Source organism: Shewanella sp. 125m-7 (assembly GCF_052977045.1).
The window spans coordinates 158,083-171,248 of sequence record NZ_JBRILQ010000002.1 but is presented as its reverse complement, the minus strand read 5'-3'; the positions used below and the strand labels follow the sequence as shown (position 1 = coordinate 171,248).

At 43.9% G+C, this 13,166-nt stretch carries 8 protein-coding genes; 2 read left to right on the top strand and 6 right to left on the bottom strand.

Features of this window, described 5'->3' with window-relative positions; translation table 11 throughout:
* Window positions 1-5 precede the first annotated feature (5 nt).
* Entirely contained in the window at window positions 6-2,705 is a 2,700-nt protein-coding gene (gene topA / locus ACVBIL_RS01640; RefSeq protein ID WP_447165246.1) for a type I DNA topoisomerase, read from the bottom strand.
* Between the two features lie 336 nt (window positions 2,706-3,041).
* Between topA and astB the strand changes: the two genes are divergently transcribed.
* Complete coding sequence (gene astB / locus ACVBIL_RS01635; protein ID WP_447165245.1) at window positions 3,042-4,379, top strand: N-succinylarginine dihydrolase; 1,338 nt, start codon at window positions 3,042-3,044, stop codon at window positions 4,377-4,379.
* A gap of 97 nt (window positions 4,380-4,476) precedes the next feature.
* On the opposite strand, the gene ACVBIL_RS01630 is transcribed toward astB, so the two are convergent.
* Window positions 4,477-6,990 (bottom strand): hypothetical protein, encoded by a 2,514-nt coding sequence (locus ACVBIL_RS01630; RefSeq protein ID WP_447163421.1) that lies wholly within the window; start codon window positions 6,988-6,990, stop codon window positions 4,477-4,479.
* A 217-nt stretch (window positions 6,991-7,207) separates the two neighbouring features.
* On the opposite strand from ACVBIL_RS01630, the gene ACVBIL_RS01625 reads away from it, so the two are divergent.
* The gene (locus ACVBIL_RS01625) at window positions 7,208-8,536 is read left to right on the top strand and encodes a dicarboxylate/amino acid:cation symporter (protein ID WP_447165244.1); all 1,329 of its coding nucleotides are present in this window, start codon (window positions 7,208-7,210) and stop codon (window positions 8,534-8,536) included.
* 216 nt (window positions 8,537-8,752) lie between these two features.
* Here ACVBIL_RS01625 and ACVBIL_RS01620 read toward each other — a convergent pair whose 3' ends face one another.
* The 4 genes from ACVBIL_RS01620 to ACVBIL_RS01605 form a co-directional block, all read right to left on the bottom strand.
* Entirely contained in the window at window positions 8,753-10,057 is a 1,305-nt protein-coding gene (locus ACVBIL_RS01620; RefSeq protein ID WP_447165243.1) for an inosine/guanosine kinase, read from the bottom strand.
* A gap of 260 nt (window positions 10,058-10,317) precedes the next feature.
* Window positions 10,318-11,313 (bottom strand): ferrochelatase, encoded by a 996-nt coding sequence (gene hemH, locus ACVBIL_RS01615; protein WP_447165242.1) that lies wholly within the window; start codon window positions 11,311-11,313, stop codon window positions 10,318-10,320.
* A gap of 182 nt (window positions 11,314-11,495) precedes the next feature.
* On the bottom strand, window positions 11,496-12,140 hold the full coding sequence (gene adk / locus ACVBIL_RS01610) for an adenylate kinase (RefSeq protein WP_447165241.1): 645 nt from the start codon (window positions 12,138-12,140) through the stop codon (window positions 11,496-11,498).
* A gap of 167 nt (window positions 12,141-12,307) precedes the next feature.
* On the bottom strand, window positions 12,308-13,153 hold the full coding sequence (locus tag ACVBIL_RS01605) for a tetratricopeptide repeat protein (protein WP_447165240.1): 846 nt from the start codon (window positions 13,151-13,153) through the stop codon (window positions 12,308-12,310).
* Window positions 13,154-13,166: the final 13 nt, after the last annotated feature.

Below are 13,166 nucleotides of genomic sequence, written 5' to 3'. Positions count from 1 at the left end.
ACGAATTACTCCGCTTTTTTCGCCTTAGCTTTTGGCTTGGCTTTTGGCTTGGCTTTTGGCTTGGCCTTAGGCTTAGCTTTTGCTTTCGCCTCAGTGACCCACTTGCCATCAACAAACTTTGATGACCAGCCAGTTGCCTTACCGTCTACATCCGTTGCGACATACTGCTCTTTTGTCTTACGACTAAAGCGCACTGACGCTAAGTTACCGTCATCATCTGCCACAGGTGCATCAGCGAGATACTGATACTTAGGCCATAATAATTCACGATACTTAATAAGCTCTTCCACTAACGGACCACGTGTCTCTCGTGATTTAGGGAAGGTACTTGCAGCAAGGAAAATACCCGCTGCACCGTCGCGCAGAACAAAGTATGCGTCAGACTTAGTACATTTCAGCTCAGGTAGGTGAATTGGATCTTCTTTTGGCGGCGCAGCTTCACCACTTCTCAGCAGTTTACGCGTATTCTTACACTCAGAATTTGTACAGCCAAAGTACTTACCAAAACGACCGTTTTTAAGCTCCATATCGTTGCCACAGCGATCGCATTCGATAATTGGGCCTTCGTAGCCTTTAATCTTAAACTGACCGGCTTCGACTTCGTAACCTTCACACGTTGGGTTGTTACCACACACATGTAGCTTACGCTTTTCATCGATTAAGTAGCTATCCATGGCTGTACCACAAATGCCACAACGATGTTTAGCACGTAACGCTTCAGTTTCAGCATCTTCACCGCCTTCACTTATCGCTTCTTCACCAGGCGTTAAGTTTAGAGTCGTTTTACAACGCTCTTTTGGTGGCAATGCATAACCTGAACAACCTAGGAAGACACCCGTTGAACCGGTGCGGATCCCCATAGGACGACCACAGGTTGGACACTTAATGTCGTCTGTAATCACCATTTCGTTCGGGCGCATACCGCCCTCTTCAGGAGGCAATTCAGCAACTTCTAACTGCTTTGTGAAGTCCTTGTAAAAACCATCAAGTACTTTTTTCCACTCAAGCTTACCTTGAGCAACATCATCTAATGTTTGCTCCATGCTTGCGGTAAAGTCGTAACTCATCAGATCTTCAAAGCTACCGACCAAACTATCACTGACGATCTCACCCATCTTTTCTGCATAGAAACGACGGTTTTCAACTTTGACATAACCACGGTCTTGAATGGTTGAAATGATCGTTGCATAAGTTGATGGACGGCCAATGCCACGCTTTTCTAACTCTTTAACCAAAGAAGCTTCACTGAAACGTGGTGCAGGCTTAGTAAAGTGCTGCTTAGGCAACAACTCTTTAAGCGCAACTGCATCACCTTGTGCCACGTATGGCAGGGTATTGTCTTCTTCATTCTTCTTTTTGATCGCGGTTTGTACACGCGTCCAACCATCGAAACGAAGAGTACGGCCCGTTGCTTTAAGCTCATATTCACCCGCTTTTACAGTCAGGCGAGTTGCATCGTATTTTGCAGGAGTCATCTGACACGATACAAACTGACGCCAAATAAGCTCGTACAGACGCTGAGCGTCCCGCTCCATGTCAGACAGCGATGCTGCGCTCACTTTTACATTTGAAGGACGAATCGCTTCGTGAGCCTCTTGAGCGCCTTCTTTGCTACCATAACGAATTGGAGATTCTGGCAGATAGTTATCGCCATAATCTTTAGCAATCATGTCGCGCACGTTATCGAGTGCTTCTTGGCTTAGGTTTGTCGAGTCGGTACGCATATAAGTAATATGACCCGCTTCATACAAACGTTGAGCCATCATCATCGTCTTCTTAACGCCATAGCCTAAACGCGTACTCGCTGCTTGCTGTAACGTTGAAGTAATGTATGGCGCAGATGGCTTACTTGATGTTGCTCTATCTTCACGAGCAGCCACCACAAAGCTTGACTGAGATAACTGACTAACTGCTGTTTGCGCTTGCGCCTCATTCACAGGGTTAAAGGCTTTACCTTCAAACTTGACTACCTGCATTTTCAGCAAATCATCAGTTAAAGTATTTAACTCTGCATGCACGTCCCAGAACTCTTCTGGCACAAAGGCTTTAATTTCGCTTTCACGCTCAACAACCAAACGCACAGCGACTGACTGTACACGACCGGCAGATAAACCACGTGCGACTTTCTTCCACAAAAGTGGTGAAGCCATAAAACCAACAACGCGGTCTAAGAAACGACGGGCTTGTTGGGCGTTAACCATATTAGTATCAAGCACTGATGGCTGACTAAATGCATCTTGAATCGCTGTCTTGGTAATTTCGTTAAATACCACGCGCTGATAGCGAGATGCGTCACCACCAATAACCTCTTGCAAGTGCCAAGCAATTGCCTCCCCCTCTCTATCCAAATCGGTTGCGAGATAGATATGGTCAGCTGATGCTGCCAGAGTTTGAAGTTCCTTAACGACTTTTTCTTTGCCGGGTAAGGTTTGGTAATTGGCTTTCCAGCCATTTTCTGGATCAACCCCCATGCGCGAAACTAATGCTTGCTTCGCTTTTAAGCTCTTATACTCAGCCTTCTCCTCTGGAGACATCTTTTTGACTTCAGCTGCTGTCTTACTGACAACTTTAGCGTCTGAACTCGATGATGTAGGCAGATCACGGATGTGACCTACGCTCGACTTAACGATGAAATCTTTGCCTAGATATTTATTAATAGTCTTGGCTTTGGCCGGTGATTCGACGATTACTAGCGATTTACCCATAGATTAATTTGCGCCAACGAGTCTCAAAAATCGGAAATTTGGCTCCATATATAGAGGGTTGTGTAAAGAGTTTCAAGCTAATCCCTCTTTTTTTTGTACTGAAGTACCATTTTTTAACCGTTTTCGAAATTTATGTGAAAAAAATTAGTGCGTATTTAAAAACTAATATTTCATTATTAGTCATCAAGTAAGTATCAGTTGTGCATTTTGATGCAAATTCAATATTTTCACCAAATTATACTCGCTTGTGCCGCACTCACGCTTAAGTATACTGACCACAATAATTACAACTCAGAAAAGATATCACAACCTGAGATACCCTAAAGGAAAACAAGAATGAAGCATTTTGAAGCGAATTTCGACGGGCTCGTTGGGCCAACGCATAATTACGCTGGTTTATCATTTGGTAACGTCGCCTCATTAAATAACGCCGCTGCAAACTCAAGTCCTAAAGATGCTGCAAAGCAAGGGCTCAAAAAAGCAAAGGCGTTAGCCGATCTCGGTTTAGTTCAAGGAATGCTTGCTCCGCAAGAACGCCCAGACCTACACACGCTGCGTAGAATCGGTTTTACCGGCACCGACGCTGCAATCCTCAATAAAGCAGCGAAAGAAGCACCAGCGCTTCTACGAGCATGCTGCAGTGCATCAAGCATGTGGACAGCTAATGCGGCAACGGTATCGCCAAGCGCCGACACTCACGATGGAAAACTGCACTTTACCCCTGCAAACCTGGTCGACAAACTTCACCGTAGTATTGAACCCGTCACAACTGGCAATATTCTTCAAGCTACGTTTAACGATAGCCGTTATTTCAAACATCACCAACATCTTCCAGAACATGCCAGCTTTGGTGATGAAGGTGCAGCTAACCATACTCGCCTTTGCAATGAATATGGCCATGCAGGTGTTGAGCTGTTTGTTTACGGCCAAGAAGCCACAAATCCTTCGGCGCCTAAGCCACAAAAATTCCCTGCACGCCAAACTCTAGAAGCATCACAAGCGGTTGCTCGTCTACATCAGTTGGAAGATGACGGCACGGTTTATATTCAGCAAAACCCAGATGTGATTGACCAAGGTGTATTTCACAACGATGTGATTGCCGTCGGCAACCAAAACGTATTGTTCTACCATGAGCAGGCATTTTTAAACACTCAAGCTAAGCTGACTGAAATCAAACAAAAGTTTGGTGAATCAGCGCTGCACTTTGTTGAAGTACCAACTTCAAAAGTTGCTATTCAAGATGCCGTAAAGAGTTATCTGTTCAATACCCAAGTAGTCACGCTACCTTCGGGTGAAATGGCAATTATTGCGCCAACCAACTGTCAAGAAAATCCAGCGGTTTTCGCTTACCTTAACGAACTTGTCACTCTTGATACACCGATTAAGCAAGTGCTTTACTTTGACGTTAAGCAGAGCATGCAAAACGGCGGGGGCCCAGCCTGTTTACGCCTTCGCGTTGCGATGAACCAAGACGAAGTTGCCGCAGTAAACCAGCACACCTTGATGAATGATGGATTATTCACACGCTTAAATCAGTGGGTCGATAAGCATTATCGTGACCGCTTACTCGTTGAAGACTTAGCCGATCCGCAGCTTATCATTGAGTCCCGCACAGCCCTTGATGAGCTAACCCAAATCATGAAGCTAGGCAGTGTGTACCAGTTCCAGAGATGATTATTTAACGGCTGTACGTAAGCTGGTTTACTAAGTAAAAAAGCCCCGCATCGCGGGGCTTTTTTACAGGTAAAATGTTAATACCCTATTAATCGAACTAATTAATATTAATATCAATTGAGATAACTTCAGTTGCTGTGCCGTTGATCCTTGTTCCATCGGCTGTCGTCACCCCTGGTGTTTCGACTGTGACTAAAAAAGTTCCAGAATTAGGTTCATCTTCACCTTTAACCGTCACACTAAACTCTCGCCCACCATTGTAGTTCGTGCTCGGCCAAGTATATTCACTGCCACTAACCACTGAACCAGCACTCGCGGTGAACTTAACCTTAGTACCCGCTGGCATCTGCTGATTATGAAGATCTGAGATTGTAAAATAAACTGTGCCTGTCGATTTACCAATAATATCGATACTTTGATCGTAGGTACCATTCGGACCACTATAACTATCAACAATCAATACATTTGATTCATCAGTAGCAAGAGCTGTACTGCCTGACATCACAATAACAAGGCTTCCACGAACATATATAGACTTAGGTTGATTAATACCATCAGCGCAACCATCATGCGCTGTTTCAGAACAGAGCACACCGTTGTATTTACCATCTTTAAGATCAAAAATGCCATTTGCATTAAAATCTATGGGTTCTTCTTCTTCACCACCAGATTGTCCACCAGCCTGTTGCGGGTTAAATAAGCCGTCTTCATTATGATCTACAAATGCATCATTTAGATCAAATGGCATGCCACTAACATCTTGACTGTTCTGAAATGCATTGACTTCGTTTGCATCAAAGCGACCATTACCATTCAAGTCAGGAAAAGACTCTTCGCCAATAGCGGTAGCTGTTATCGTTGCTCGTCCGCCGTATTTTTGGCCATAAAAATTACCGTACACCTTCAATGCAGCATCGTATGCAAGACTACTTATAGGGTTACGGATCTGAATTCCAGCGCCATCAATAAGTTTCTCACCTACAGGCCTTGCAAGTTGACTCGTCCAAATAACGCTACAAGCACCATTTTTGGTCTGGCAAGCATCTTCAATTGAGCCACCTTCAGTTGTAAAAGACACTGTTGTGCCATCAGGTACGGGGTTGTTAAATGCATCTGCAAGTCTAGCTGTGACATTCACCATTGTCCCATCAATATTCCACGCTTCAGCGTTTAACACTGAAGCAGAGAGAGAGAAACTATCTTGGTCAGGAATACCCGTTGAAACAATCAGCTGCTTAGATTGACTTGATATCACTGGAGATGAGCCATCCACAGTACCTGTTACGCGCACAGATGTTGCAACCGTACCCGTTCTGACAACAGTTTGTGCGATACCCTGACTATTTGTCGTGGCAGTAACAGGATCAAGTGAAATTCCGCCAACATCGGTATTAAGCGAAAATGATACTGCCTGGTTACTAACTGGATTGCTGTTAGTATCGAGAACTTTGAACTTAACAACCGATGATTCATCGCCACCAGTTCCTAAAATACTAATATTTTCAGGTGTTGCAGAATCAAATACGATACTCCCAACACTGGCAGATAACACGTTAATGGTTCCTGTCGCTGCCAAATTCAAACCACCAGCATTAGCTGTAACGTTAATCGCATCATCACCTTTACAACCTTGAGCTAAATAAGTGGTTGTTGCTACACCATTCACTGAAGGGACTGGTGAGCTAATTTCAGCTTCTGGAGTAAGCTTAGCAGAACAAGTAGATGAAAAGTTAACATCAACAGGCTGAGTAAAAGGGTTTCCGTTCTCATCTTGTATAACAACTGAAATCGTTGCGGTGCCACCAGCGGTTAGCTCGGCAACACTGATGCTTGCAACCCCTTCCTTAAATGGTGAGCCACTGCCCATAACAACATTAGTCGCACCAACCACAACAACCGTTTTTCCTTCTTCACCAGTTGAAAGAGATGCTGTTACCTCACCAGCCCCCAATGAGCTACCAGCGTAGATATCAACAGTCGCTTTACCATTTACATCGGTTACAGCTGAGGTAATTGGCAGATCTCCGATTGCAGTAGCAAAAGTCACTATCGAAGGTTTATTGATCCCTGTTACTGTTGCAGTAATCTTGCCGGGTTCTGTAGTCGTAATCGCTTCAATTGCATTACCCGCGGCATCTGTTAATACCACAACAACGGAGGCTCCTCCACTGACTTCGCCACCGTCGCCTTGCATAACGAAAACTAACGGCTCTGAAACAATATCACTGTAACCAGCAACCTCAACGGTTAATGAGCTGGCACCTGGAATATTAGACGTCGCCAACAATACTTTTGCAATACCATTTGCATCTGTTTTATCGGTACCAATACCAGGGATGAAAGTACCAATATCACTGTCATTTAGTTTAAACGTGACAAGCTTTCCGGCTAAAGGACCGTTTAACGAACTGCTTACCACTGCAGTTACTTCTGCCGGGGCGTCAGCCGTAATGGATTCGGAATTAGAAATTGAAAGCGAAACGGTGATGACTTCGGTTGGCTCTGGTGGATTTGGGTTGTCAGGATCGGTAGAAATACTACCTCCACCACTACAACCAACGAGAATAAACGACCATATAAAAGCAATAAAAATGCTATAAGCTGACTTCATTGTCAGACTCCCTGTTACTCAGATTATTATTTTTGATAACTATCAAGCTACCTAGCAACTCACATTACACAATTTTCCCATAACTTTTCCACAATAAACATCTATTTATTTGCAAGAACCCTGCAAAACTTAACTTTTACCCCATTTCCTCGGTGACACTTTCTTGCTAGGCTTTATGACGCAAATTGAAAAGCATAAAAATTATACAGGAAGCACTATGTCTGCTACGAAAACCAAAAAACTCGGCTTAACGAGTAAAATTATTATCGGTATGTTTACCGGTATTATTCTCGGGCTGTTATTACGCAATCTGTTTCCAGAGAGTGACTTTGTCAAAGAGTACATCACAGAGGGTGTGCTCAATGTAATCGGTACCATCTTTATCTCAAGCTTAAAAATGCTTGTTGTTCCTCTTGTTTTTGTTTCATTAGTCTGTGGTACTTGTTCACTGAGTGAGCCTTCTAAAGTGGGTCGACTCGGTGGCAAAACCATCGCGTTTTACTTGTTTACCACTGCGATTGCACTTTCAATGGCCATTTTAGTGGCTATTGCAGTCCACCCAGGTAACGCCAGTATGGTCACTGAAGGCATGCAGTTTGATGTCAAACAGGCACCAAGCCTTTCAGATGTACTGATTAACCTTGTACCGACTAACCCACTGCATGCAATGAGTGAAGGTAATATGCTGCAGATCATCATATTTGCGGTGATCTTCGGTTTTGCTATCTCGCATATTGGCGAGCGTGGCGCACGTGTTGCAGCGCTGTTTAACGACCTTAACGAAGTGATCATGCGTGTTGTTACGCTAATCATGCAGCTTGCTCCATATGGTGTGTTTGCCTTGATGGCAAAACTTGCTCTAACACTGGGCATGGAAACCTTTGGTAGCGTGGTTAAATACTTCTTCGTAGTACTTGGCGTATTACTTATCCATGCGTTTGTTGTTTACCCTGTGTTGCTTAAAGTATTCTCGGGACTTAATCCATTCACCTTTATCCGTAAAATCCGCGACGTACAGCTATTTGCCTTCAGTACGGCAAGTTCAAATGCCACATTGCCTGTGACGATTGAGACTGCAGAGCACCGTATGGGCGTTGACAATAAGATTGCCTCTTTCACCTTGCCACTAGGTGCGACCATTAACATGGATGGCACCGCAATTATGCAAGGTGTTGCAACCGTCTTTATTGCTCAAGTATTTGGTATCGAGCTAACCATCACCGATTACGCTATGGTTGTGGTAACAGCAACCCTTGCCTCTATCGGTACTGCTGGTGTGCCTGGTGTGGGTCTAATCATGCTTGCTATGGTACTAAACCAAGTAGGCCTTCCTGTTGAAGGTATCGCATTGATTATTGGTGTCGATAGATTGCTTGATATGGTGCGTACAGCGGTAAACGTCACTGGCGATACAGTCGCGACAGTGGTGATTGCCAAGTCTGAAAATGAATTTAACGAAGCCATCTTCAACGATACTCAAGCGGGTAAAGTGGCTCCAGGCTTTAATGCTCAAGTTCATGCAGAAGAGATGAAGTTGAACAAATAAAACACAAACAAAACACAGGTTCAATCTAAAAAGGCATCCAAATGGATGCCTTTTTTAATAGTTTACTTTCTAAACGTGTCATTTGTTATAACGATAGGCACGCAAATGGTTTGCCAGCGACGACTTAGATAGTAGATTCAAAAAAGGCACAACTCAGAATCCCAAGTTATGCCTTTCATAAATGATGTCACTAACAGCCCATTAGGGCTGCTGTGCTTATCTTTCCCAGTACGACTCTTCTAAGCTATCTTCACGCTCTGGTAAGCCGCGAGATAATCTTGGGCTGTGCTGTGCTAGCACTTCATAAGCCACGCGGTTAGCGTACTTACAAATTTGCGAGAACGACGAATAACACAAGCCATCACGTTTATGCTTGCTCGAGCCAGGCACATTGGTCTTATGGAAAGTGTTAGACGCTAAGTCATGCAGCAGCGCCGCAAGTGCGCCGTCGCCAGCGCCGTTAGTATTACGAATAATCTCAGGTCCGCCCATGTAGGGTGAGATATGCGCGTACACCTTAAGTGGTGACTCACAATCTACTTTCAGTTTAGGGCGAGAGAACTCGTAACGGTTAAATTCAGGAATCGAGCCTGGCAATAGCGTGTGGCTGGTTTCGCGCTTTTCAGAATCCTCGGTGTAACCGGCAGTATAAAGCCCTAAAGGCCCCGCGGTCGTTAACACCATGTCACACCACTCAAGCGCCATCTCACTGGCTTGCAGAGGGTCGCTAAAGCCGGTTAATGCTTCGCCTTCATCTTCGTTCATCGCCAAAATAGTCACATGTTCTTTAATGAACTCTTGCCACCATTTAGGATCTTCTTCAATGAGAAAACGTGTACCCAAAGTCAGTACCACTGGCACTTCAGCTTCCTTGGCGTAACTAATTGCCGTCATCGCCGCTTCAGTGATTTGATCGTCGCCGCTAGCGCGCATCAAATAAGCGGTCAAGATAAGCGCAGAGCCCCCCTGAACCACATCTTTGTCGATAAATTCAGGCGTAAGTTGATCCATCGAGCCTTTGCTGATAGCAAAAGTACGTTCACCACACTCAGAAATAAGCGTGAAACAACGACCGATTGGGCCGGCTACAGGCTGAAGATAGTTCAAATCGACTTTCGAAGAGGTGTTACAAAGGTAGCGATAAGCATAACTACCGACTTCAATATTTTGACTCATTACGCCAAATAATACTGAACGATCATCAGCCAAAATTGAGTAATTGTGTACCGTGTTACCAATGGTGCCACCAGCGAACTCATCGCTGATTAACTCATTGTTTTTAAGCTCGGTATAAAGTGCATGGGCCTTGTCATCGTCAATCAAGGTTGAGTTGCCTTTGGGTAACTCATATCGACTCAGTAACTCATCTTCCACTTTGGCCTCGATGTCTACCAATGTCTGATCGATACCAGATATATAAGTAGAAATAGGCAGAGGCTGCTGGATCAACTGCGCCAACAGTGGATCGCGATTTTTAACGGGAAAATAATGTTTAGACTTACGCTGACCTGGAAACTTCATATTGAGCTCTCTTTCATTCGGCATCCATGCAAAATATCAATTTAAACGGGTAAGTTATTTCTAGTTGTTTATTCAAAGTAACAATAAACAGACTCTGCATTTCTGGCCGCTAACCTTAATTTGTTTGCCACGACATTGTTTAGCTTAGTCACAACTAGCACAAAATAGTGACCTTAAAGGGTTAGTAGCACAAAAAGGTGGGGGATTTTACCACACCCCGCCTCTTTCGCTAGCTGAAATCACTATAGAACTTAGAAAAATTAATACCAACCTTGGGTTTGTTGCTGCACAATATTCGCAAGCAACTCAATATGTGCAGCAGAATCATTTAAACAATCAATGAATTCGTAACGCTCGCCGCTCGCCGCTAAAAAGTCTTGTTTACCTTCTTGCGATATTTCTTCTAGTGTTTCTAAACAATCACAGGAAAATGCTGGACACATAATATCGACTGATTTAACGCCCTGTTTCGGTAATGATTCTAATAACTCATCTGTTGCCGGCTTTATCCATTCCTCTTTGCCAAATTGCGACTGAAAACAGATGCGCCATTGATCGCTCGACAACCCCAACTCAAGCGCTAATAACTCAGCGGTTTTTTGGCACTGAGCTTGATAAGGGTCGCCTTCTGTCACATAGCGAAGAGGCACTCCATGAAATGACATTAACAAGACTTGCGCCTGGCCTTTAACTTGCCAATGTGCCTTCACTGACGTTGCAAGCGCTTTTATGTAAGCGGGATGGTCAAAATACTGTTTGTTGATGCGCATTTCTGGAATGTTGCGCTCAGATTTAAGCAACTCGGCAATCGCATCATAAACAGGGGCGACTGTTGAGCAAGAATATTGAGCATACAGCGGCAATACAAATATCTTTTCAACCCCTTGGGACCTGAGGCTATCGATACCCGATTGCAGTGATGGATTACCGTAACTCATCCCCAGTTCAACCGGAATGGTTTGGCCTAGGCTGGTTGCTAAAGTTTGCTTAAGTTTATCACGCTGCTTTTGGCTAATGACCATTAGCGGCGAGCCATCTTGCCACCAAATAGATTGATACAGTTTGGCAACTTTGGCTGGACGCGTATTAAGAATGATACCGTTTAAAATCGGTTTCCAAATCCAAGGAGATAAATCAACAACGCGGGGATCGCTTAGAAACTGTTTGAGGAATTTTTTTACATCGGTGGCGGTCGGTGAATCTGGGGTACCTAAATTAACTAATAACACACCGAACGCAGGGGATAAGTCACTCACATGAATTCTCTTTTTAACAAGATATTCAGCTCAGGCTATCATTGCAAAATGCATAAAAAAAGCCCATTTAAATGGGCTTTTTCAAATATGAGAACTAGCTCATAAACACGTTATCGCTAGAGTATTTTTCATACTCAGTTAACGGCTTATATTAGCTAAATGCGTTTTTAACTTAGCCTTGTTTAGCTAAGTACGGTAACGATTTCTTCGCTAACAGACGCTACAGACTTAGTGCCGTCAAACTTATTGTAAGTTACGTCACCTTTAGCTGCTATCGCGCCGTAGTATTCTACTAGCGGTTTAGTTTGCTCATGATAAATATCAAGACGCTTACGTACAGTTGTCTCTTCATCATCTGGACGAATAGCTAAATCGTCACCCGTTACGTCATCTTTACCTTCAACCTTTGGTTGATTAAAGACGATGTGGTAAACACGACCAGAACCTGGGTGAACGCGACGACCGCTCATGCGCTTAACGATCTCTTCGTCTGGCACATCGATTTCAATCACGTGATCAAGTGCAATACCACTTGACGCCATAGCGTCGGCTTGTGGAATTGTGCGTGGGAAACCATCTAATAGGAAACCAGCAGCGCAATCATCTTGTGCAACACGCTCTTTAACTAAACCAATAATTAGTTCATCAGACACCAATTGACCCGCGTCCATCACTTTCTTAGCTTCTAGGCCTAATGGCGTACCAGCTTTAACAGCGGCACGTAACATGTCGCCTGTTGAAATTTGAGGAATACCGTACTTTTCCATAATGAATTGGGCTTGAGTACCTTTACCGGCACCTGGGGCACCTAATAGCATAATGCGCATTTCAATCTTCCTCTTAATTTCGCACTGTGATACCAACATCTTCCTAGAACAAGCACAAAAAGCTGTCTAACTGATGGGTATTATATGTTTAGGGCGCCGATCTTCGCATAAATGGCCGCAATTTTGAAGTCATTTGTCCTTCGACTTTAGCATCAGTGTCTTGAAAATCAGTAAAGTAAGGTGTAAAGCTTGCGCCTATATTGATTGGCTAAGCTATTGCCTTGACCTAGAGCGGTTAAGATCTCTAAGAACGACTGCTTTAGCTTGCCATCAAGCGCTGACATATCTTTTTGTAATGGAGTAAACAACAAGGCTAACGCTTCGTCATTTCGCCCTGCTTGATGCAATGCTTTAGCAAGATTAACCTGCAACTCTATATTGTTAGGTTGGTTTTCAACATCTTGCTGTAACTTTCTTATCTCAGGCGTATCAGCGGCATCTAACGCTAAAGCTAATTTAGCCTTGAGGCTTTGATAATAACTGTCTTGATCGGCAAGACCGACTGAATCAAGTAACCCTGACGCATCTTCAAGTACGCCCAATGACAAGTAAACATCTGCTAACGCCAACGCAATTTCCGCTAATGGTTTTTCCGCGTAAGCCTCTTTTAGCAAAGGCAAAGCCCCAATGGCATTTTGCTCAGCTAAAAATACTCGCGCTTGATTTAGCTTTAGTTGCCACTCGGCGGGTAGATGCTTATCTAGCATCTCTAATATTTGCGGCGCTTCTTGTACCCCTGCAAAACCATCAACGGGTTTGCCTTCATGCAATACTAAAGTTGTTGGCAAACTTTGGATCTGGAAATAATTCGCGATTTCCATTTCTGTTTCATAGTTAACTTTAGCGAGTACGAAGCGGCCATTTTGCTGCTGAGCAATATTCTCAAGAGTTTGCATCAATGCTAAACTCTCAGGGCTTTGACTCGCCCAAAAAGCCATCACAACAACCTGCTCCATCGAAGCATCGACCACTTGTTGAATATTTTCTTTAGTCAGTTCTAGAATCGATTCCATAACTTTCCTTTAG